This window comes from Chloroflexota bacterium (genome assembly GCA_014360825.1).
In the GTDB taxonomy this organism is placed as follows: Bacteria; Chloroflexota; Anaerolineae; order UBA2200; family JACIWT01; genus JACIWT01.
Genome location: JACIWT010000009.1, coordinates 1 through 21,819 on the forward strand (window position 1 = coordinate 1; position 21,819 = coordinate 21,819).

Annotated in this window: 30 protein-coding genes and 1 tRNA gene; 5 read left to right on the forward strand and 26 right to left on the reverse strand. The window is 55.4% G+C overall.

Annotated elements, in window-relative coordinates; genetic code table 11:
• The coding region (locus H5T64_07335) for a type I glyceraldehyde-3-phosphate dehydrogenase (protein MBC7264160.1) at positions 1-435 on the forward strand (435 nt) is incomplete at its 5' end.
• Between the two features lie 85 nt (positions 436-520).
• Positions 521-1,765, forward strand: a complete 1,245-nt coding sequence (locus tag H5T64_07340; GenBank protein ID MBC7264161.1) for a glycosyltransferase — start codon at positions 521-523, stop codon at positions 1,763-1,765.
• 16 nt (positions 1,766-1,781) lie between these two features.
• On the opposite strand, the gene H5T64_07345 is transcribed toward H5T64_07340, so the two are convergent.
• The 25 genes from H5T64_07345 to H5T64_07465 form a co-directional block, all read right to left on the reverse strand.
• Positions 1,782-2,027: a hypothetical protein gene (locus H5T64_07345; protein MBC7264162.1), complete on the reverse strand. Its 246-nt coding sequence runs from the start codon at positions 2,025-2,027 to the stop codon at positions 1,782-1,784.
• Between the two features lies 1 nt (position 2,028).
• Positions 2,029-2,232 (reverse strand): CooT family nickel-binding protein, encoded by a 204-nt coding sequence (locus H5T64_07350; protein MBC7264163.1) that lies wholly within the window; start codon positions 2,230-2,232, stop codon positions 2,029-2,031.
• 30 nt (positions 2,233-2,262) lie between these two features.
• On the reverse strand, positions 2,263-2,724 hold the full coding sequence (locus H5T64_07355; GenBank protein ID MBC7264164.1) for a transcriptional repressor: 462 nt from the start codon (positions 2,722-2,724) through the stop codon (positions 2,263-2,265).
• Positions 2,725-2,809: 85 nt separating this feature from the next.
• Entirely contained in the window at positions 2,810-3,634 is an 825-nt protein-coding gene (locus H5T64_07360; GenBank protein ID MBC7264165.1) for an MBL fold metallo-hydrolase, read from the reverse strand.
• A 161-nt stretch (positions 3,635-3,795) separates the two neighbouring features.
• Positions 3,796-4,122, reverse strand: a complete 327-nt coding sequence (locus H5T64_07365) for a Rubrerythrin (GenBank protein MBC7264166.1) — start codon at positions 4,120-4,122, stop codon at positions 3,796-3,798.
• A 123-nt stretch (positions 4,123-4,245) separates the two neighbouring features.
• Positions 4,246-4,641: a Neelaredoxin gene (locus H5T64_07370; GenBank protein ID MBC7264167.1), complete on the reverse strand. Its 396-nt coding sequence runs from the start codon at positions 4,639-4,641 to the stop codon at positions 4,246-4,248.
• Between the two features lie 85 nt (positions 4,642-4,726).
• Positions 4,727-5,206, reverse strand: coding sequence for an Hsp20/alpha crystallin family protein (locus H5T64_07375; protein ID MBC7264168.1), 480 nt, complete (start codon positions 5,204-5,206; stop codon positions 4,727-4,729).
• Between the two features lie 216 nt (positions 5,207-5,422).
• A complete protein-coding gene (locus H5T64_07380; protein ID MBC7264169.1) occupies positions 5,423-6,337 on the reverse strand; it encodes a metal ABC transporter permease in 915 nt (304 codons plus the stop codon).
• Positions 6,247-7,041, reverse strand: a complete 795-nt coding sequence (locus tag H5T64_07385) for a metal ABC transporter ATP-binding protein (GenBank protein ID MBC7264170.1) — start codon at positions 7,039-7,041, stop codon at positions 6,247-6,249. The genes H5T64_07380 and H5T64_07385 overlap by 91 nt, the downstream gene beginning before the upstream one ends.
• A gap of 47 nt (positions 7,042-7,088) precedes the next feature.
• Positions 7,089-7,880 carry a zinc ABC transporter substrate-binding protein gene (locus tag H5T64_07390; protein ID MBC7264171.1) on the reverse strand — a complete coding sequence of 264 codons (792 nt, stop codon included), beginning with the start codon at positions 7,878-7,880 and terminating at the stop codon, positions 7,089-7,091.
• Positions 7,881-8,220: 340 nt separating this feature from the next.
• Positions 8,221-8,460: a zinc ribbon domain-containing protein gene (locus H5T64_07395; protein MBC7264172.1), complete on the reverse strand. Its 240-nt coding sequence runs from the start codon at positions 8,458-8,460 to the stop codon at positions 8,221-8,223.
• Between the two features lie 11 nt (positions 8,461-8,471).
• Positions 8,472-8,888: an iron-sulfur cluster assembly scaffold protein gene (locus tag H5T64_07400; protein MBC7264173.1), complete on the reverse strand. Its 417-nt coding sequence runs from the start codon at positions 8,886-8,888 to the stop codon at positions 8,472-8,474.
• A gap of 110 nt (positions 8,889-8,998) precedes the next feature.
• Positions 8,999-9,334 carry a cupin domain-containing protein gene (locus H5T64_07405; protein MBC7264174.1) on the reverse strand — a complete coding sequence of 112 codons (336 nt, stop codon included), beginning with the start codon at positions 9,332-9,334 and terminating at the stop codon, positions 8,999-9,001.
• A gap of 53 nt (positions 9,335-9,387) precedes the next feature.
• Positions 9,388-9,909, reverse strand: coding sequence for a 4Fe-4S binding protein (locus H5T64_07410; protein ID MBC7264175.1), 522 nt, complete (start codon positions 9,907-9,909; stop codon positions 9,388-9,390).
• Positions 9,906-10,679 carry a radical SAM protein gene (locus H5T64_07415; protein ID MBC7264176.1) on the reverse strand — a complete coding sequence of 258 codons (774 nt, stop codon included), beginning with the start codon at positions 10,677-10,679 and terminating at the stop codon, positions 9,906-9,908. The genes H5T64_07410 and H5T64_07415 overlap by 4 nt, the downstream gene beginning before the upstream one ends.
• On the reverse strand, positions 10,676-11,248 hold the full coding sequence (locus H5T64_07420; protein MBC7264177.1) for a DUF5320 family protein: 573 nt from the start codon (positions 11,246-11,248) through the stop codon (positions 10,676-10,678). Before H5T64_07420 ends, H5T64_07415 begins: the two co-directional genes overlap by 4 nt.
• Before the next feature lie 122 nt (positions 11,249-11,370).
• The gene (locus H5T64_07425) at positions 11,371-11,679 is read right to left on the reverse strand and encodes a DUF5320 domain-containing protein (protein ID MBC7264178.1); all 309 of its coding nucleotides are present in this window, start codon (positions 11,677-11,679) and stop codon (positions 11,371-11,373) included.
• 275 nt (positions 11,680-11,954) lie between these two features.
• Positions 11,955-12,362: a dinitrogenase iron-molybdenum cofactor biosynthesis protein gene (locus H5T64_07430; protein ID MBC7264179.1), complete on the reverse strand. Its 408-nt coding sequence runs from the start codon at positions 12,360-12,362 to the stop codon at positions 11,955-11,957.
• A 35-nt stretch (positions 12,363-12,397) separates the two neighbouring features.
• Positions 12,398-13,465 carry an Mrp/NBP35 family ATP-binding protein gene (locus tag H5T64_07435; protein MBC7264180.1) on the reverse strand — a complete coding sequence of 356 codons (1,068 nt, stop codon included), beginning with the start codon at positions 13,463-13,465 and terminating at the stop codon, positions 12,398-12,400.
• 98 nt (positions 13,466-13,563) lie between these two features.
• Positions 13,564-14,481, reverse strand: coding sequence for an ATP-binding protein (locus tag H5T64_07440; GenBank protein ID MBC7264181.1), 918 nt, complete (start codon positions 14,479-14,481; stop codon positions 13,564-13,566).
• The gene (locus H5T64_07445; protein ID MBC7264182.1) at positions 14,478-15,335 is read right to left on the reverse strand and encodes an ATP-binding protein; all 858 of its coding nucleotides are present in this window, start codon (positions 15,333-15,335) and stop codon (positions 14,478-14,480) included. Before H5T64_07445 ends, H5T64_07440 begins: the two co-directional genes overlap by 4 nt.
• Positions 15,332-16,108, reverse strand: coding sequence for a DUF364 domain-containing protein (locus H5T64_07450; protein MBC7264183.1), 777 nt, complete (start codon positions 16,106-16,108; stop codon positions 15,332-15,334). The genes H5T64_07445 and H5T64_07450 overlap by 4 nt, the downstream gene beginning before the upstream one ends.
• Entirely contained in the window at positions 16,095-16,499 is a 405-nt protein-coding gene (locus tag H5T64_07455; GenBank protein ID MBC7264184.1) for a helix-turn-helix transcriptional regulator, read from the reverse strand. Before H5T64_07455 ends, H5T64_07450 begins: the two co-directional genes overlap by 14 nt.
• Before the next feature lie 246 nt (positions 16,500-16,745).
• Positions 16,746-16,842: transfer RNA gene (locus H5T64_07460), tRNA-Sec, on the reverse strand.
• Between the two features lie 33 nt (positions 16,843-16,875).
• Complete coding sequence (locus H5T64_07465; GenBank protein ID MBC7264185.1) at positions 16,876-17,625, reverse strand: DUF429 domain-containing protein; 750 nt, start codon at positions 17,623-17,625, stop codon at positions 16,876-16,878.
• Positions 17,626-17,834: 209 nt separating this feature from the next.
• On the opposite strand from H5T64_07465, the gene H5T64_07470 reads away from it, so the two are divergent.
• Entirely contained in the window at positions 17,835-18,455 is a 621-nt protein-coding gene (locus H5T64_07470; protein MBC7264186.1) for a DUF2085 domain-containing protein, read from the forward strand.
• 110 nt (positions 18,456-18,565) lie between these two features.
• Here H5T64_07470 and H5T64_07475 read toward each other — a convergent pair whose 3' ends face one another.
• Entirely contained in the window at positions 18,566-19,600 is a 1,035-nt protein-coding gene (locus H5T64_07475) for a C1 family peptidase (protein MBC7264187.1), read from the reverse strand.
• Between the two features lie 272 nt (positions 19,601-19,872).
• On the opposite strand from H5T64_07475, the gene phoU reads away from it, so the two are divergent.
• The gene (gene phoU / locus H5T64_07480) at positions 19,873-20,562 is read left to right on the forward strand and encodes a phosphate signaling complex protein PhoU (protein MBC7264188.1); all 690 of its coding nucleotides are present in this window, start codon (positions 19,873-19,875) and stop codon (positions 20,560-20,562) included.
• Entirely contained in the window at positions 20,559-21,818 is a 1,260-nt protein-coding gene (locus H5T64_07485) for a hypothetical protein (protein MBC7264189.1), read from the forward strand. Before phoU ends, H5T64_07485 begins: the two co-directional genes overlap by 4 nt.
• Position 21,819 lies beyond the last annotated feature (1 nt).

Below are 21,819 nucleotides of genomic sequence, written 5' to 3' on the forward strand. Positions count from 1 at the left end.
CCCCATAAAGACCTACGCCGTGCCCGGGCCGCGGCCCTCAACATCATCCCCACCACCACTGGAGCTGCCGAGGCAGTGGCTCTGGTCATCCCGGAACTGAAGGGCAAGTTCACTGGTTTGGCGCTGCGTGTGCCCACCCCCACGGTGTCCATCGTGGATTTCGTGGGTGAGGTGCAGAAGAAAGTCACCGCGGCCGAGGTGAATGCGGCGTTCAGAGAAGCAGCGGAGGGCGAACTGAAAGGCATCCTGGGCTATACGGAGGAGCCGCTGGTATCTATGGACTTCAAAGGCGATACCCGTTCCTCTATTGTGGATGGTCGCACCACCGCTGTCATTGGTGAGACCATGGTGAAGGTAGTTGCCTGGTATGACAATGAGTGGGGCTATTCTTGTCGCGTCGCCGATCTAACCCACTACATGGCATCGAAGTTCTAGGTCGTATTGAAGAGCATTTAAGGGGGTGGGGTGCGTCTTCCCATCCCCTTTTAGTGTCTAATATCTTGGTCAACGGTAGGGACGAATGTATCGTATTGCTATGCTCAGTGTGCATACCTGTCCTCTGGCTGCACTGGGCGGCAAAGAAACCGGCGGGATGAACGTCTACGTGCGCGAACTTAGCCGCCACCTCGGTCCGCGTGGCTTCAGCGTGGATATTTACACGCGTTCGCAAAACCCGGATTTGCCCAAAGTAAGACAGTTATGGCCCAACGTCCGCGTCATTCATTTGCCGGCCGGACCAGAGAGGCCCTATGACCGGAGGCTTGTCTACGACCATCTACCCGAGTTTCTTCAGAACCTGCGCGATTTCGTGCGCAAGGAAAGCGTACAGTACGACTTGCTACACAGCCATTACTGGCTTTCGGGCTGGGTAGCGCGAGAATTGAGCAGGGAGTGGGTTAGCATTCCAATTATCCATATGTATCACACACTGGGGCGAATGAAAGATCTCGCTGCGCCTGCGGGGACTGAGCCCGAACCTAATATCCGCATTCAAGTTGAGGAGGAAATCGCCCATTTTGCCGACGTGATTGTGGCCGCGACGCCACTGGACAAAGAACAGATTATTAATTTATGTGGGGCTGACCCTCAAAAGGTGCGTGTCATCCCGCCGGGCGTGGATCTGGAGCTGTTTCGCCCCATCCCTTGTGCTCGGGCACGGATCGAACTAGGGCTGGAAGAGCCTAATCGACAGATGATCCTCTTTGTGGGGCGACTTGATCCAATGAAGGGCTTGGAGACACTGCTGGAAGCCATCTGTCTTTTGCGCGAGAGACACAGCGAGGAGGGACCGGCCAGCCCTTATCTCGCCATTATCGGTGGGGAGGAGGATGAGGGTGAGACACTGAGTGAGGCAATCGAATGTTTGGAGAAACTCAAGCGTGAGGTCGGTGCCGAGGATGTACTGTCGTTTCTGGGTTCCCGGGCGCAGGATACACTGCCGTACTATTACTCGGCCGCTGCAGTAACTGTGGTACCTTCCCGCTATGAGTCATTTGGGATGGTGGCGTTGGAGTCTATGGCCTGCGGCACACCCGTCATTGCCTCCCGGGTCGGCGGCTTGATGCACACAGTCATAGACGGGAAAACAGGATTCCTTGTGCCAGAGAACGACGCATCCGCTCTAGCGGATAAATTGCAACTTGTGCTCAATGACGCTGCTCTGCGCGAGCGTTTATCTGTGAATGCACTGCAGCATGCACAGGGGTTTGGCTGGCCTTTGGTGGCGGATCGGATTGCAGCCTTGTACAGGGATACATTGGTTTGAGGGCAGGTCATGGCACTCAAATATCATGAGCGCCCTTGCTTTTCGTCGGCACTCCGCCCAATTTTTCCAGAGCCGTGGATAAAGCCCGATTCGCTTCTTCCAGAGATTCAGCCGCAAGGTGCATATTCCTCGCGGCATCGCCTTGATTGACTCGCTGGGCGCGTTCGGCCCATTCCCGAAACTCAGCCGCGTGCTCGGCATTGTGCTCGATCCAATGGGGTAGCAACAGGCGCAACTTTTCTATTTCACCTAATCCAGCCACTTCACCCTCCGTGCTTTTCCAACGCTACCAGAGTGACTGTGTGTTTCAGAAAGTCAACCTGTTGTACCTGTGCAGGTAGCATCTTAGGTTCCTCGAAGAACGTGTGAAGCCGCACCCCATTTTCGGTGCGCTCCAGCAGGATCACGTCCCGCATAACCTCGCATTCCTGACTTTCTTGAATCAGGTAGACGGTTGCTTGACACATACCACGCTCCTTGTATTATAGAGCCAATCCTCATTGCCCCTTCTGCGAATCCCGGGCATCAGGGGAGGCGTCTCGACAGGCAGCACAGCGACCGAGGATGCTCAGGCGATCAACCGCTACTCGGAAGCCGTACGTAGCCTCCAGAAGAGATGCTAGGGGTTCGAAATCCGAACACGTGGCTCTCAACACCTTTCCACAAGACTGACAGACGAGATGAGGATGAGAGGGCTCGACTCCTACAAGTTCATAGCGTCGCTCCTTTGCTCCCGTCTCGATAGAATTGACGAATCCCATTTCCTGGAGCAGCTCCAAGGTACGGTATACCGTCGCGATATCTACACGTGTACTTATTGTGCGTACCTTCTCGTGGATCTCTTCCGCAGTCATATAATCGGGCATGTGATGCATGGCCTCGAGGATCATCTCCCGCTGGGGAGTAAATCGAAATCCTCGCGCACGTAGCTCTTTCACGAGGGCACTTTGGCAGGACATTGCTCTCCTCCATTTGTTGTTGCAACTATAAGCAACAATAATTTTAGCGCCGTTTCTTGTGCCGTCCAAATTCTGCCTTTGGGCCTCAACTGAAATGTAACAGCGTGCCTGCCGGGCAGGGCAAGACAGCGTCGCCAAAGGCTGTGGAAAGCGCAACGAAGGCTCGTTCGCCGGTGCAATGGTTTAAATAGAGCCGTGGGGAACCTAGTTCCTTTAGGATATGGATAACTCGAGCCAGGTGGGCATGATCGGCGGTTTCCAAATGAGTTCCCCCAACGATGGCAAAGACCTCGCCAATGAAGGTGCGGCGGACGTGCTCCAGGCTGTTCAATAACCCGGCATGGCAGCAGCCACACAGCACGACTAACCCTATGCTCGTGGATAATACCAGTGCCATATCGTCACGATAAGGGTCTGGAGTCCAATATTCTCCATCGCGGATTACATGCCGGGCACTGCGCCCTTCGGGCTCTGGGCGCTCGTAGATCTCCCCCGTAGTCCAAACGCTGGGAAGGACTTCTAGGGGCTGTGTCACCAATTCAAGGTGGGCCATGTTAGCTAGCCAGTTCCGAGAGAAAGGCATGCCAATGGAGCGCGCTTTCTCTCCATCCCGCGAGAAGCGCTCTTCGAATACGGCAGGGTGCGCAATCAGACGAACCTTGCGAGTGCGATCTAGAACTTCTCTCAGGCCCCCGGTATGGTCATAGTGGCCGTGGCTGAGGACGATGGCATCCAAGTTAGCCAGGGTTATGCCCATCACGGCCAGGTTATGGCTAAGAACATTGCCGCTTTGCCCGGCATCGAAGAGTATCTGACCGGCATCCGTTTCGATCAGGAAAGATAGCCCGTGCTCTGCCCAAAGACGGCTACCACGCAGGGATGCATTGTCCACCAAGCAGGTCACTTTCACTGGTTTTCCCCTACAACATTTTTGCGAATGTGCGAAGCCGCTTTTGAACAGCATAAGTCGCCTTTTGCAGGAGCGGCTCGCAAAGGTTATCCCCAATCGCACATGGAGACAACCTCTCCGGATATATCCCGTGGTATGTTTTTGTACGCAGAGATGTGGAATTAGCCGCGGCTGGCCGCCCTGGTTGTGCCAAGGTCGGTAGCCATTTCTTCTACCTCCTTAGCACCCTCTGCCAACCACTTCTCCTCATCCCCCGTCAGGATGGCAAGCAGGCGGCTGAATTCCCCAGCGTGGACTCGCTCTTCATTGGCGATATCTATCAACACCTTTTTGGCCAAGGGGTGGTCGGTGGCGTCCGCATGTGCCATATAGAGGTGAACTGCCTCATGCTCGGCAGCAAGGTCTAGTCGAATGGCCCGAATCAACTCCTCAGTTGTGAGTTTGCGGTCGGGCAACTTCCCACTGAAGGGATTGAGGAACTCGGGCATCTTTTCTGCTCCTTCCTGTAAGTCGTAGGTAGAGGGGTACTGTGCCAGTAGTTTCGAGGCGCAACCCCGCTAACTCATCCATCAGCCCTTTCGGGCATTTGTGCGTTTTTCCCCAAACTGGCGTTAGAGCAGCCCAATTTCTTTGGTGCTCTCCCATAGTCCGTGGATGTTGCAGAGAGCCAGGGCATGAAGCGTACCGGGTTTGCTGATCTTCATCGAGGATGTTACCTCGTGATGCGTGTACACTGGTCCCTCGTTCGGCCCTGCGGTAGACTCACCGTGAGCGGAGAACTCAAAGTGGCCCACGTGATAAATGAACTTCTCTCCCTCGGGCTGGTAGAACAGCGAGATCCAACGGATGTGATGTTCCGTTGTGTTCGGATGGGCGATCTCTTTTCCCAGGCTGACTTTCACTTCAAAAAACTCACCTGGTTTCACCTGGTCTGGGCACTCGATGACCGGAACGTGCTTCTCTTTCTTCCAGTCGGCGCTTTGAATTCGTTCCCCAAGTGTTGCCATTTCATTTGCCTCCCTTTCATTTTCATCATGGTTTTTGGAACTCATTGGACTGTCCCATTCGCAGGGGCGGGACTCCAGTGTGGGGCTATTTGATCGTGATGCTGACCTTTTTCGGTTTGATCTCGGGTACTTTGGGCAAGGTGATCTCCAGAATGCCATCGGCATAAGTGGCCTCAATTCTATCGGCATCTACCTCCGTGGGCAACTGGATAGCCCGGTAAAAACTGCCACGGAAGCGCTCGCAGCAGTAGTAATCTTCATCTCTGACATTTTCTTCGCCTTTGCGCTCTCCTTTGATAGTGAGGACACCACCCACTACCGAGACGTCTATATCCTCCCTCTTGACTCCGGGTAACTCAACTTTGACAATCACCTTGTCCTCGCGGTCAAACATATCTACCCGGGGCGTCCACTCCCGTGCCATCAAGGCGCGTCGGGACCAAGGGAATGGAGGTCGTCCACGGAAGGGCCATTCCTCGAAGAAGCGTTCCATCTCCTCTTCCATTTCTCGGAATGGTTCCCAAGCCCGCAGCGACCACCTGGGTCGCCATCGTTCAACAGCCATGGTTCTCACCTCCCTTTCCGTAGGATCACAATCCCGCTCCAAAGCCGCTCGATCTGCGTCGTTTCCTTGCAGAGAGTCCCGCCCCGAAATTCTTTCAGCCAGATGCGACCAGATCAAGGACCGGGAGCACGATCGTGAATATGCAGTCGAAGAAGGAACTATTTCACTCTTGCGTTCCTAACAATGCCAATTTATCTAGTCTGGATCAAGATTCCGCTACGCTGTTGTCCCCGACTGGCGATGGGGTGAGAAGAGCGCAGCGAGAAAAAACAAGACAGTGGCTGTCAGCACTATCGTCGCCCCAGAGGCTGTATTCAGCCAATAGGACAAGAAAAGACCCGCCACCGCCGATAAGTTGCCAATGAGTACGGATAGGCCCATCATTTGGCGAAAGTCCCGGGTTAGTTGGTGGGCAGCAGCTGCTGGAATGACAATGAGCGCTGAGACGAGAATGATGCCAACTACTTTGATGGAGAGTACGATGCTTAAGGCCATCAATGTCAGCAACAAGGTGTGCAAGGCGCCAGCGGGCAAGCCGCTCACCTGGGCCATCTCTGGGTCAAAGGTGATGAATAGGAGTTCTTTAAAGAATATCACCACCGTTGTCAGCACGCCTAAGCCCAGAAACCCGCTGATCCAAAGGTCGCTGGTTGTGACAGCCAGGACAGAGCCAAACAGATAGCCAAAGAGATCGACGTTGTATTCCCGCATGAGTCCGATTAGCAGAATCCCCAGAGCCATCGTCGCAGCGAAGAAGATGCCAACCGCTGTATCTTCTTTCACCCTGCTTCGCGAACTGACCCAGGCGATTCCCCAGGCAGTAGCCACGCAGAAGACCACAGCGGTCCACATTGGGTCAATGTCTAACAGGAACCCCAACGCGACTCCACCAAAACTGGCGTGGGAAATACCTGCGCCAATAAAGGATAGACCTCTCAAAACAACATAAACCCCGATGGTAGCACATACTGTGCCAATGAGCACCGAGGCCAGTAGGGCACGTTGCATAAAGGTGTAGGTCAGTATATCGAACACGATCTCTATTCTCCCCGCTGGTGGGGTGGTCGGGCCACTACCATATGGGGCACTTGGCCATGGCCCAAGAAGGCTGCCTGGGGGCCATACATGCATTCTAACACCTCTCCCCCCAGTACTTCTTCGGGCCTGCCATGGGCAACTAATTGGCGGTTGAGACAGGCCACCCGGTCTACGTACTGGGCCACAACCCCCACATCGTGCGAAGCCACTACTATCGTGAGGCCTTCTTTCTGCAGGGACATTAGGAATTCGTACAAACTCTCGGTGGTTGCCACGTCCACGCCAGTGGTTGGTTCATCCAGCAAAAGCAGTGCAGGCTCGGTAGCCAGCGCTCGGGCGATGAAAACCCGCTGTCGCTGGCCGCCTGACAGTTGTCCGATAGACCGACGCGCCAGGTGTCTTATTCCCACCCGCTCCAAGGCTCGCCAGGTGGCTTCCAGATCCTCTTTCGCCGGGCGACGCACCAGCCCGATCCGTCCATAACGCCCCATCAGCACTGCATCGAACACGCGAAGGGGAAAATGGAGATCGATCTGGTGGACTTGCGGCACATATCCGATCTGCCCGCGTTTATTGCCTAGTTCCCAGGGCGGTACGCCGAACACCCGGACCGTGCCCGAAATCGGGCGGATAAGCCCCACAATGGTCTTTAGGAGGGTCGTTTTGCCGGAGCCATTGGGTCCAAGTAATGCTAGGTGCTCCCCTGCGTAGACAGTCAGAGTGACGTTTTCTAACGCTGGCTGATCACCATAGGTTACGGTTACTTCCCTCAATTCGATGAGCGGTGCAGACGACATCATTTTCTCTTCATTCTTTCCGGCAAGCGCTGGCTCTAAATCCTGCTCTATTTCAGCGCCTGTTCCATCTGCTCTATATTATACCGCATCATGTCCAGATAAGAGACAAATTCTTTCTCCTCTCCCAGTGGGTTGAGGAAGAGCACCTGTGCTCCAGTCTCCTCGGCGATGGTTTGTGCAGCCTTGGCAGAGAACTGGGGTTCAGCGAAAATGGCTCTGGCTCCGATCTGCCGTGCTGTATTGATAATCTCTGCCAATTCCGCCGGCGATGGTTCGCGTCCGGGCGTCCGCTCGATGACTGCCACCTGTTTTAGACCGTAACGCTGGGCGAAGTAAATCCAGGCAGGGTGAAAGGCGATGAACTGCTTTTGCGACCAGCCGCTCACTCGTGCAGCCAATTCTGTGTCCAAGGCCTCCAACTGGGCAATGTAAGCCGCGGCACGGGCTTCATACTCGGTCTGGTGCGGGGGATCAGCCTGAATGAGGGCATCCCGAATATGTTCTACTTGAACGATGGCATTTCGCGGGTTCAGCCAGATATGAGGGTTGCCTGTGGGCTCATGCTCATCCCCCTCTAGGATGTCAATGCCCTGAGATGTGTCCACCACAATCAGGTTGGGATTGCTGGCACTCTGCACCACCTTGTCGGCCCAGAACTCCAATCCCACGCCGTTGAGCACCAATAACCGGGCCTGGGCAACCTCTTTTACTTGTGCGGGTGTGGGCTCGTAGGTGTGTGGGCTGGCCCCGGGTGGGATCAGCGTGGTCACTGTAACCCGATCACCTCCCACTTGGGCAACGAAGTCGGCCAAGGGGGCGATGCTCACAACTACGTGCAATTTATCGGTGCCCCTTGGCGATGATGGTGCGCAGCCCCCCAATGCACTGTTCAACAGGCATATGGCAAGACAGACAAGCACGCACGATCGAAAGCGTCCCATGTGTTCACTCAACTCACGCGTCATCTTGCTGCCGCATTTCGGACAAGACACTTTGTAACAGGGTTGACCAGCCTTATGGGGTACTTTTTCACCGCAATTCGGGCAAATACAGTAGCCGCCTGGGCCAGCCGCTTTGGGTCCACCCATGCGGCCAGGACCACGGCCGCCCCCTGTACCAGATGGTCTACGTGCCATTGTATTCACCTCCTTTGTTTCTTAATTGCAAGAATCCCTTGTGTTAGCCACGCTGACAACTTCCCTCTACGGAGCAGGGCGGTGTCACACAGCGTTCCTCTCGCCCACAACATGTTTTTCCTGCTTCTCGGTGCATCCGCCCACTTATGAGGTAGGGCGCGGAGAAGACTCTCGTAAGGCGAGAGCCGCCACAGTGTGGACAGATAGGTGTGGCCTCGCCTTGCTGACATCGAATTTCCACATGCTCCCCGCAGTTGTCACAGCGGTATTCGTAGATTGGCATTTTGCCTCCCATTATCTCTTCATTCGACGCGTGTACAATGATCGCCAGTCATGTAAATCAACCATCTGCCGCCGCCGATAGTCCTCAATCGCGCGGTGTAACACGGTGGCAGCCAGGTTAGAGCAGTGTAACTTCTCGAGGGGCAATCCGCCCAGTTCCGTTGAGATGTCATCATCGGTTAAGCGCATCGCTTCTTCCAATGTGAGCCCCTTCGCCAGTTCACTCAAAGCGCTGCAGGTAGCAATGGCAGCCCCGCAACCTTGTACCAGATATTTGATGTCCACCAGGCGATTGTCCTGTACTTTGATGAACATGATGAACACGTCACCACAGGATGCATCGCCCAACTGGCCTACACCATCAGCATCCTGTATGACACCTACATTACGAGGCTCTTGGAAGTGAGCCAACACTTTCTCGTTATACATACCTCGATCCCTCTCGATGTCTCGCTCGTGTTCAGACGTACTTCACTTGCCAGATTCGGGATCCCTGTCGCGCCGCTATCTGGTTCGCTGGGCGATGATACGGGATGACTTTATCTGCGCAGCGGGATAGCACACAGGAAACGCAATGTCTCTAGTCCGGCATTGCTGAACTGGTGCAATTCGTTAGGCAGTACCAGTGCGGTGTCGCCGACCGAGAGAGTTTGCTCTTGGTTCGCGCCTCGTAACTTAGCCTGCCCACTCAGGATGAACACCTGGTGCTCGTAAGGGTGAGCGTGATATGGCGTGGAAGCATTGGGCTGCACCTCGAACATGCGCAGAGCAAAAGTGGGTGCGCCATCGGCCTCAGCCCACAGCCAGCGAATTGTTACTCCTGGCACATTCTCGATTGGTTCGGCCAGGACGTCCATTGCGTGTTTGATTTGCATGCTTCGTCTCCTTAGAAGAATTTATGTACTGACATCTAGGACACCTTAATGAGTCACCGGCCTCGACGACGCAGGCGGAAACGGTGGCCCGTCTCCGTGGCCGATGGGGGGCCTCCTCCAACTCTGGGGCCTGGATGGCCTAACCGCCGGGCTAGGATATCGAGCAAGTAAGGACCCAGACGGGGCACGATCTCTCGCCTGACGAGGGAGGCCATTGCGCCCAGGGCGGGCACGATTTTGGCCTGCGGGGAGCGGGAAGTCGGATAGGATGTGATCTGGATTACCCCAGGGCCAGTCTGTGCCACCGGAAGATGGACCGGTTCAGTTATGACTTGGATGGCTCCCTCTGGACATGCAGTCACACAGGCTTGGCATTCAGTACACTTCTCCTGTTCGATGGTTGCCACGCCATCCACTAGGTGGATGGCCTCAACCGGGCAGACCTCTATGCAGGTGCTACAGCCAGCACATTTATCGGGCTGCACATATATCATTACACGCGTACCTCTCGTTTTGAGTAATTCATTTGGTGCCAAAGCCAAGAAGTAGCCGACATGAGCAATGACCCCTATCATTCGACCCTTTCCGCCGGTCGCCTCCGCCGCATTTCCCCCTCATCCAGGGGCATCACCGCCGGCCGCTCTGCTCGGTATACGTTCAGAACTGGCAATCCTGCAAAGGCCCTCTCAATCTGCTCCATCGCCGCCGGGCTTAAAGGCCGCTCTGGGCTGGGCCGCAGCGGCGTGTTCAGTTGCACCTCATCGGGTGAAAGCCCCCGCGCGATCTCAGCCATCTCCCTTGCTCGGGTACGGTTGGCTTCGATGAACATCATTTGTAAGGCCAGTTTTCCCCCGAATTCCTCCCGGAACCGTCTGATACCCAATAGGATATGGGCTAGGTTGTACGGAGCGAAGGGACGATTGATTTGGCGTAACAACGCGTCATCCGGTGCGTCCACTTTCGCGACCACAGTGTCAAAGAGGGCTAAATCCCGCCGCACGTCTCTCCGAGGCATTAGAGAGGCGTTCGTCAAGATAGCGATAGGACAGTCGGGCAGGGCCTCTCGCACTACCGCCACCAGATCCGCCAAGTTAGCAGCAAGAGTGGGCTCCCCTGTCCCCGAAAAGGTCACGTAATCTATAGGTAGGTCATGGATGGCGGATAGTTCCTCTGCCAATCGGGATGGTTCGACAAATGGCCGCCGCTCTGAGATCCCATGCTTGGTCCGTCCTAACTGGCAGTAGATGCAGTCGAATGAACAGGTCTTGCCCGAGGCGGAGATTGGGTCCACTCCCAATGAACGCCCCAGTCGCCAGGAAGGCACCGGCCCGTAAAGTAGGCTCACTGCTTAGACTCCCCTTCCAATTTCTTCAGCCGCTCCATGACCTCATCCAGTCGCTTTTGGAGGTCCGAGGCCATTTCTCGCAAGGCGGAGAGTTCTTCCTGGCGGAGGGATGTTGGGGATGAAGTGAGTGGTGCCGGCGGTGTCATGCCCCCCTCTGTCCCCGCACTCCATCTGCCTCCCATACCGCGTCTCCCGCCCCAGCCCATTCCCATACCCGCGTACGGACTGGCTGTGGCTCCACCCAGGGCCTGCAAGCGACCCTCTTTGTAGGCACTGATGGCCTCCTGCACAGTGCCTCCTGCGATCGGGTAAATGGAGACCCCTGCGGCCTGAAAAACCCCAAAGGCATTCGGTCCCACGTTGCCGGTCAAGACAGCCCGCGCGCCGCGACTGATGACAAATTGGGCTGCCTGGATGCCAGCACCCCCTGGGGCCGAGACAGTCGGGTTCTGCACAGCCTCGAACTGCATCGTATCTGTATCTACAAACAAGTAGTAGGGACAGCGACCGAACACTGGAGCAACTTCTGCCCCAAGGTCGGTGCCAGTAGCACTTACGGCGATTTTCATGAAACTCCTCCTTTCCATTGCATGACGGGTTTTCCCTACAGAATCCCCGAACTAGCAGACAATTTTCGAGTGGGTGTGGGGATGACGGCTGAACAATCACCGTCATCCCCGCCTCTATGGGGTTATGTGGCTTGTTTTTCTAATTCCTCGATGCGCTTTGTAATGGCATCCAGTTGTGCTTTCAGGGCTTCTGCTTGTGATTTCAGCATCTGGGCCTCTTGCTGTGGCGACATAGCGCCGGGCGCTGGGGCTGCGAAAGGCCACATCGGTGCCCCCCACGCAGCCATCGCTGGGGTGGGCCAACGACCGGTCATCAAGTACTCAGCGCAGGGTCCCAGGCCACTGGCGCTCCGTCCCACCCAGCCGGGGCTAAAGCCGAAGCGCATCCAGCCGGGCTGCCCTGTAGCGTAGTACAACCATCGGTGTCGCACGGGTATCCCTCCTTTCTCTTCTGTTTTTCATTTGCAAACCTATCGCTGGAGAGGCGGGTAACGGAGCGGAGGGTATGGCACTCCAGCATAAGGGCTCATTCCTATGGCCCACCATCGGCGCGGGAGCCATGGGAAGGAGCGGCAATAGGGATAGGGGTTGCCCATTCCTCGCCCTATGCCGAGCCCACGAGTAAGGCCTGCGCCAGGCCAATACCCTCTTCCGAACCCTCTGGCCCCTCGACCGAACCTTGCCATCTTCATCACCTCCTCTTCTCTCAGTGCAACAGTTCGGTATGATCCACGATCGTGCCATCTATGTAGGCTCGGACTGCTGTCTCGACATCCGGGATATCGGTAATGATCGGCGTGATTCCGTACTGCCTCATACTTTCATAGGCCCCCGCCCCCATCCCACGGGCCAGAAGCACTTGGCAATCGGCGATGGCGGCGGCCATCCGCGTGTGGCGGCTCTGCGCGGCTGCATCAAAGCCGTGACCACGCGGGTCGGCCCTGTGGGCCTCTTCGGCCTGTGGCTGACCAGCAAACTGGGCATGGCCCATCTTGTCGCGGGTTTCACGGGCAACGATTTTTCCGTCCTCGATGGTCAGGACGAGATAGAAAGGGGCGCGGCCAAAGTGCTGACTGATAGTCACCCCATCTTCCGTCACAGCGGCGATTTTCATAGTTCCCTCCTGTTTAGAATTTGCGTTTTCCACTGCTAACTGAAGAGCGGTGTTGTTTTCCGCTCCGGTATTACCTCGATCAATCGTGCGACGATGGGTGCGAAGGTTTCTGTTGGGTATGCCTCAATCGCCCCCTGGTCGCATAATTGCGAGAGGCGGGGTTCGATTGGCAACCGACCTAATAAAGGTACTCCCAGCCGCCTGGCGGTCTCTTCGGCGTGGCTGGGGCCGAAGATATCGTAAGGCTGGTCGTTGTCCGGGCACTGGAAGTAACTCATGTTCTCAATTAGGCCCAGGATAGGTACCTGTAGCTGCGAGGCCATTTGCGCGGCCTTGCGGACCACCATGCCCGCCAATTCCTGGGGTGAGGTAACTAACACTACCCCATTCAGCGGCAGGCTTTGCATCACGGTGAGAGGCGCGTCAGCCGTGCCTGGTGGTAGGTCTACCAGCAGGTAGTCCAGATCACCCCAGAAAACATCGCCCCAGAATTGTTTGATCGCCCCACTGATCAAGGGGCCGCGCCAGATCACGGCAGCGTCCTCGAAGGGGAGCAACAAGTTGATGGACATGATCCCGATGCCTAGTTTGCTTCGCACCGGGAGGATGCCCAAAGGGCTCTGACTTGGCCTGTCTGCCAAGCCGAACATTTTTGGAATACTGGGGCCGGTGATGTCGGCATCGAGAATGCCCACTCTATGTCCTTCGTGTCTTAGACCCACAGCCAACAGGGCAGTCACCAAAGATTTGCCTACGCCTCCCTTTCCACTCATTACGGCGATCGTGTGGCGAATGTCATTGAGATGTGCTGCCAACGGGGTCGCCTCTTGGGCAGAGACAACCTGTTCCCGCTCCTCAGCAGTCATTTCCGTCACTTCGACTTCTACTTCTTGCACACTCTCTAGGGCCAGTACCGCGGCCTTGGCATCCTGGACAATTTTGTCCTTAAGAGGGCAGGCCAGTGTGGTCAGTGCTAGGCGAAAGCGCACTTTCCCGTCCTTCACCACAATATCACGCACCATCCCCAACTCGACGATGCTTTTTCTTAGCTCAGGATCTATCACCCCTTTCAGCGCTTCACGAATTTTTTGCTCAGTGATCATGCATCCTCCTTTGTGGATCTTTCAGGTTTAGGAACTCGCTCCTTGATCGCAACGACAGCGAGTCCGGGTTGACTAAAAACACAAAACTAAACTCCCTCTCAAGGGATATAGCCATTGCTCAGGGTCTCTGCGCTCCTCACCAAAACATGGTCTTTCACTTGCTGCCATATTCGAATCAGTTCCTGTGTCACGGGTCCATCGGTGTATTCGCTTACTGGGACCCCATGCACCATTGCCTCAGTAACCACCATATCGTAAGGAAGGCACCCAGCCAGAGGGACGCCCCTTTCTGTGCAGAAGTGAGCCACTTCCTTGGCTCGTCTTGGGTTGATGTCGGCTTTGTTGATGCACACCAAGGCCTGTATCCTAAAATGCTCTGTCAATGCCAATATACGCGCCAGGTCATGTGCACCTGAGATGGTGGGTTCAGTTATTAGGAGAGCTAAATCAGCCCCCGTCGCAGCGGCGATGACCGGGCAGCCGATGCCTGGTGGGCCGTCCACGATGAGGAGGTCGCTGTGATCCTCCAGTGCTGCCAATCGTGCCCGTTGCTTGACCAAACTCACTAGTTTGCCTGAATTCTCGCGGGCCGCAATGAGATGGGCATGGAACAGCAGTCCAAAGCGGGTACGGGACTGGAACCAGCGGCCATCCACCGAGTTCTCCATAGAGATGGCATTGGCGGGACACTGGTAGAAACAGGCGGCACATCCCTCGCAGGGAATGCGGTCCACACGATAACCGTTTTCCTCTCGCACAACGGCCCCGAAACGACAGACCTCTGCGCAGACGCCACAGGCGATACATGTTTGCGGGTTGATCACCGCCACCTGCCCTCCAACAAAGTCTTGGCTCTCCTGCACCTCTGGAGCCAGCACCAGTTCCAGGTTGGCTGCGTCCACATCGGCATCGGCCAAGACGATGGACATCTCCCGGGATGCCAGATGAGCCAGGGCAGCAGCGATGGTGGTTTTCCCAGTCCCACCTTTTCCACTCAGGACAACGATTTGCTTCACCCCAATTGCACCCTCACAATCCAGTTGTAGAGATCTTGGAAATGCTCTCGATACGAAGGAAATGCCTCCACCAGGGGCACACCGTCTGAGCATGGGGCTGCGATACGCCTGTCGAGAGGAATGCGCATTAGGACAGGGATGCCCTCAGCGGTGCAATAATCTTCCACCCCGGTATTACCAACACCGTCACGGTTTATGACCACACCGACGGGCAAGCCCAACGTGTCGCGCGCCACCTCGACTGCCAGCCGCAGGTCGTGGAGGCCGAATGGCGTGGGCTCGGTGACAAGGAGGGCGAAATCGGCTCCGCGAAGACTTTCCACTACCGGGCAAGCAGTGCCGGGAGGCGCGTCCAAGATAGAGACAACCCCCGGTTGGCATTCTTGGAGGCGCTTCTTAAGTTGGCGTATAACGGGCGTGGCCATTGGTTCGCCCACATTTAGGATGCCTTGGGCGAAGGCAATCGGACCTGCCTGACCTTCCTCGATGATGCCAACTGGCCTTGGCTCTTCGTGCATCGCTTTTTGAGGACAGTTCAGGATGCAACTCCCACAGCCATGGCAGAGTTCCGGGAAGATCAGCAATTTCTGCCCGACCACTGCGATGGCGTGATAGGCACAGACCTCCGCACAGCGCCCGCAATAATCGCAGAGAGCAAAATCCACCACTGGGAGAGAGACACCCACCTCCTCTCTTCGCTGGATGGTTGGTCGCAGGTACAGGTGGGCGTTCGGGTCCTCTACATCGCAATCCAGAAACTGGACGGCCAGGTGCTCCTGCAAAGCGAGCGCCAGGCTGGTCGCCACAGTCGTCTTGCCAGTTCCTCCTTTGCCGCTGGCTACAGTGATGATCATTCTTCCCCCCGTATGGAACGTTCGCGAGTACAACTGCGAGTTCCTTCTGTCTTTCCTTTTAACATCGTCAACAGCCTGACCCCTGCTAACTGGGGAAAGGTGGCTCCCTGGCTGACGCATCTCAGCACAGCCTGATTGTCCATCACCACAGTACCCGCTATTGCGTGGACTCCGTACTCAAAGAGCAGCGGTGATAATGGCGTGCTGGCTCCGAGGACGACGACAAATGCGTCTGGACGGCAAAGTGCCATCAATTTGTCGAAGGTATGGTTGATCAGTGAAGTCCCCGTAATGGCAACCACGTCAGCCTGGGGCAATACAGCAGGCGCCTGTTCGGCCGGCAATTCATCGCCGCGCGGCTTCAGTTCCAGCACCCATAGTTGCCTGGCCCAATCGCGGATCCGCGGCGTGAATGGAAAATGACCTACAATAGCAACCTGTTTGCCCGTCCCACGCTCTCGGATTAATTCCTCAGCATTTAGTTCGATGCAGAGATTCTCGTCCACCTCCAGCAGTGAATTGATGGCTGCCATGCCGATACTAGCCTCTAGGAGGCTGTTCGAACGCACCATAGTTGACAATTCCAAAGCGCTTCGTTCCAGCAGATGGCCGGCTTCTCTGACAGGGCCGCGGTGGCAATGGTCGTCATCGCGCAGTGTCGAGGCCAAGCCACAGCGACTGCTTACCACCGCCGTCCAGAATGCCCCAATGCAGACGTCCTGCACTGGTCTATCTTCTCGTAAACTAGCAAGCAAGTCTTCAATGATAGGCACCTGCTCCCTCCTGCATGTGTTCGTCATGGGCGGTGAGGAAGGTGTGCAAGACTCGATCTATTATGCGTAGTTCTTCTATCCAACGCGCGAGGTGCCGATCGCCTTCCGCAGTAAGACAATACACTCGGCGAGGCGGGCCCTGGCTGTCATCATCCCACATCGAACTGACGAGACCTGCCTCCTCCATGGCTTGCAGCCGGCGGTACACCACGCTGGGATCCCATGGGCTTTCGCCAAACCCAAATTCGGCAAGCGCCCTCACGAGATCGTACCCATGGGTGCACCCTTGGTGCAATAGTAACAGGAGACAAGGCTCGACAAAACGATATATCCGACCGCGCTGGAAATGACCTCTTGGTCTGCCTCGCCTGCCATATGCTCTACCAGGCATAACTTTCTCCTAAGTGCCTTTGACTATTTGCATTGTGCATATAGTATACAACAGAAGTGCTATTTTGTCAAGTCCAAAAACACGCAGACGCCTGAGGGATGCAAGCGTTCGGAGAACATGGGGATAATCTCGTCCTTATTGGTGGTGGCTGTGTTGCGCTCTTTGCATTGCAGGAGGCTCAAGGAGGAATCAAAAGGCCCGGTGATTCACAAATCAAAGTACCGGGCCTTTTGATGCAAACAATCACGGGAGTGGATGGGAGTCGAACCCACCGAGGCTGCCTCAGCAGCACCCCCCAGACGGTTTTGAAGACCGCGGAGCCCACCGGGACTCAACCACTCCCACGCTCTCTATTATATCCCTTTTGTCTCGCTCGTCAAAGTTCCCCTGATTGCGCACGCATCCACGATGTCATCGGTACAATGATATACCCAAATTCCAAATCGCCGTAGACTTCGTATCCTTCGGGTCCCCAGTACCAGCAATAATAGGCGATGTAGGCACAGAAGGCAGCGTCCAGTGTATCCTCATAGGTTTTTAGGGCCCGGCCACGTAACCCCTCAATTGGCCGATCGATCAGATCCATGCCCAGATCTATGGCTGGTGTGGCCACTTGCAGCCTGCCCAAGTATTTTTGTAATTGCCGGAGCCCTTCGTAACGCCTGGTGTAGTCGCCGCGTTTGTACTTCAGCGTGCGCTCCAAGCGAAATATGGAGATCATGGCTGGATGGGGATAGACCTCAAATATACGCCGCGATTTTTCCCCGCGCGCCAGGTTCAGCGTCTGGACAAAGCCGTATTTGGCCAGAGCCTTGGCAATCCGCTCGCCGCGGACGGCACCACCACGTCGCTGTCGATTGGCAGGGTATGTTCCAGCCTGGAATCGTCCGAATTTCTGGGTGATGAGCCGGTCACAAGGGCGCGTGCCGGTCTGGTTCGGCACGATGAGGGGTGCATCTACCGCTACCCACGCAGGGCCGCTCCCTGCCATCGCTACCACCGCTGAGACTATTTCTGAGTTTCTTCCTGCTCGAGGAACCACTGCGGCCATGCGTCCCTCTTCGATGGCAACGATGCTTGACTCATTTCGTTCAGACCAAGCCAGATCAATCCCGATGAATCGCATTCCTAGTCCCTTAGTTCTCCATATGGAGGCAGCAGGCGAATGAGCTGCTGTGATTAATGCTCGTCGCTGGTGTAGATATTACATTGCTTATCCATGAATTGCTAAATCGTGGGGCGTGGAGTAGTATTAACTAAGACTGCGAGGTGGTATGCGGAGTGATTTGCAAGAGGGATGTACTGTACATTAGAAAAATAGCGACGGCTTCGTAAATGAACAAAGTGAATCGCTGTCTAAATCGAGTGGTTTATGTTATTGCCAGCCACTGGCTAGCGATGGTGAATATAGCGATAGGTCTACTCATTGGGTTGTCCTTTATCGCACCCTTAGCGATGGAATTGGGTCTCAGCCAGCTGGGGCGACTTCTCTACACGGCCTTCATTCCCTTCTGCCACCAGCAGCCGGAGCGATCCTTTTTCCTTTTTGGCCCACAGTTCACTTACTCTCTGAGAGAACTTGTCAGATTAGTCGGCCCTGATGTGCCCAGGCGCTATGTGGGCAACACAGCGATCGGGTTTCGGTTGGCCATTTGCGAACGGGATATCGGCATCTACGGAGGACTCCTCCTGGCAGGCTTGATCTTCGCTCTCCTAAGAGAGCGCTTGCGGCCTCTTTCTGTTCGATATTATCTGCTGCTTATCCTGCCAATGGTCATTGATGGATCTGCCCAGTTGCTTGGTCTGTATGAGAGCACTTGGTGGCTTCGTCTCCTGACGGGGGTTCTTTTCTCTATAGCCACCGTGTGGTTGGTGTACCCAATGGTGGAAGCGGGGATGAGAGCGGTCCAACGGACGGCGGGAAAATATCTAGCCGCAACTACTGCATATCGGTAGGAGGCTGCCACCCCAATGCAGTGGAAAGCCCCTCCTTATATGCTAAGGGAGGGGCATATGGACTGCTCCTATTATCAGGTAAACGCACTCGAATTTCCCGCGCCTGGGGATCAGCGCGGTACTTCCGCTTTCAAAATCGCGCGAGAGCGACCCACGTTGAGTCCCATTGACAACATCTCAGGCTCATCTGGGTTAGAGGGGTTGCTCTCAGTGCTGTAATCTTCGGCCTGGAGGGTCACTACTTGTGGCATTAGCATAGCCTTCGTTTCGTGATGGTCCACCGCAGCGAGTTCCTCTGTGTGATCGGTCATAGCCCAGGCTTCCCAGCCACAGCGTGCGACGTAGTCGTAGGAAAGGTAGGCGAAGCCTTTCGCTCCCCAGTAGGGCCCCCACGAATTTACGATTTTGAACGCTTGCAACGAATCGTCATAACCAACGACAAAGACAACATGGTATCCTAACACCTGTTCATTGGACTGAGGTGGACTAACCAGGGGGTTATTTCGGCTGGCGAAATAGAAAGATGGATATACAGAGATGGTAAGCACAAAACCATCCCCGCGAGCCAAGTGACGTTTCAGCACATCGATGTTCGCATTGCCTTTTCCTCGGAAGAGGTAACCGTAGCCATCGACTCGGTATTGCCAGGCCTGGGCCAAGTGCGTCTCAGTAGGACCTGTGCAGATATCGGTGGGCGTGTAAGGGAAGGCATCCAGCGTTGCTGCTCCTCGGGAGCGGATAATTTCCATGGCGTTGGGGACGGTCATGCCGGCATTGTATTTGCAGTTGCTCGTGGTCCGCTGGTTATATATAAAACTCGGGCTAAATTGATGTTCGGGCCGGGCGGGGTCCCAACCTCGTTCCTTGTTCTCTTGAAAACCCTTGTAGTAGTACGCCACAGCCCAGGCAGTGCAGTCGGCTCGGCTTCGCTGCCCGGCAACAGGTGGTAGGTATTTGCTCCAATCCACAGCAGAGGGGAGCATCTCCGTTGCTTGGGGAGCGGGCAAAGCCTCTCCTTCGTTCACAGAAGATAATAGAGACTCCGTCGGCAGCACATCCGGCCTTTCCGCATAGGCTGGTGAGGCAGGCAGTGCCAGCAGGAGCGTGCAAACTAAGAGTATTGCGAGCGCAATTCGGGTTTTCATCGTCTCACCATCCTGCACGAGAGCCTAATTTGTGTATTAAAATTATACAATAAGTTACATATTAGTAGCGTAATGGTAACGTAAAAGTTAAGTGAAAAGTATACGGCCGAATCTGGGGAGCACTCTCCAGTGTAACGAACAGGAGAGGCGAGAGATAAAGAGGGTTAGGAGACGCTGGGTGATTGTTGGGGGATGGCTTTGCGTAACGGTCAATTAGTGATATAATGTGAGGCAAGTGACTTGGCCCAGTGAAAACCGTATGGGAGGTTGTGATGATCAGGGTGGATTTTCAGAAACAACTCACCGAAATGCGAGACGACTTGCTCGCGATGGGAAGCCGGGTAGACAGTGCTATTGCGCAGGCAGTTCAGGCACTGGTGGACCGCAACGTGGACTTGGCCCACGAGGTTATAGCAGGCGATATGCAGATTAACCAGGCACACCGCAATCTGGAGGAGAAGTGCCTGGCACTCATTGCCACCCAGCAGCCGATGGCTGGCGATTTGCGTTTCATCCTGAGCGTGGTCATCATGGCCTATGAAATGGAGCGCATGGGCGATCACGCCGAGGGAATCGCGGAATTGGCCATTCGTTTAGCCGATCAGCCTCATATCAAACCGCTCATTGATATCCCGCGCATGGCAGAGAAAGCCCGTTGGATGCTCAAACAGGAATTGCAAGCCTTTGTGGACCGGGACATAACACGTGCCAAAGCCATTGCCGCCGAAGACGACGAGATGGATGCACTCTACGATCAAATATTTCGGGAACTCCTTGTTCTCATGATGGGCGACCCGCGCATCATCACTCGTGCGACTTACTTGCTTTGGGTGGCCCACAACCTGGAACGCATCGCGGATCGGGCTACGAATCTGGGAGAGCGGATCGTATTCTTGGTGACAGGCGATGTGGCAGAACTGAATCCAGAACGCCAGCGTCACGAAGCGGAAGGGCGAAAATGAACCTCGAAGAAGCCATCCGACTATTAAATTGGCTCGAGGAAGAGCGACGTAAGGATAAGGCTCTTCTATCCGAGTTGCAGGCCACAGTAAAAAGCCAGTCCATTGTCCTGGAGGAACAGACCCAGAGGCTCCAAAGCCTCCAAGGGGAAATGACGCGCTTGCAAGGAGAGTTGGCTCGCTATGCTCAGTTCGAGGCTGCGATCCAAAACCTGCGGGCGGAGTTGGCCAATCAGGTAGAAGGGCTGCGCGAGGAGAGACGCATCTCTGAGGAACAGAAAGCGCGAGAAGCAAAGGCTCTGAATGAGCAGTTCAAACGCACTTTGGCGACGCTTCAGCACAAGGTGGATGCGATGCCGGAATTCGAGCGCGCTATCGAACCCATCCGCCTTTCCAATGAGCGACTGATCAACGAGGTGGGACGATTGGCGGCGCAGGCTGAGGCCTTGGCAAGCCAAAACAGGGAGCAGAACGAACACATCGCGTTGCTATTGGAGTTCCAAGGATCTGTGAACCAGCGGCTCACGAACCTGGAGCAGCGAGTAGACACTCTGAGTCGTAAAGGCAGCAATCACGACGAGCGCCTGGCTTTCTTGATGGAGACCGTTGGGGGCGCCAACCAGCGACTGGGCGAAGTTCAAGAGGCGGTTAGGACTTTGCGCGCCAGGGCTGATGCTCTCGAGAGCCGTATGGATAGCCAGAGCACTCGCTATGATCAGCACATTGGGGCTCTTCGCGAGGCTTTTGATGTGAACAAGCGAGAGCAGGCCCAAGCGCTCGAGTCTATGCAACTTGCGCTCCAGCGGATGAAGACCATGATCACCGAGACGGACGCCACCGTGGCTGGCTGGCGTGATGAAATGGCGAACTGGCGCAAGCAGTACGAGATGTTCTTGGAACTTTACGAGCGGAACAAGAAGACCTTGTTTGATCTGCTTGAGATCGAGAAATCCATGCGCCAGCAACAAGATGAGATGCGCGAACTACAGCGCGTTGCCACAGAGCGCCAAAAGAACGAACTGCTCGAGTGGCAGGACAGGCAAGCGAAGCTCGATGGTGCACAGGACGAACGCCTCTCACGCTTGGAGCGGGGGTGGCAAGAGATATCAGCGAACCTTGATGGACTTCATGCTGATCTGAACGCGCGGGCTGTTGAGTTGTCCGAGGCGATTGCGAAGGTGTGGCAAGCGTGGAGGGGCACGCTCCAAGAGCAAATCGAGTTGTACAACCGATTAATGGAGGAGAACAGAGAACGTTAAT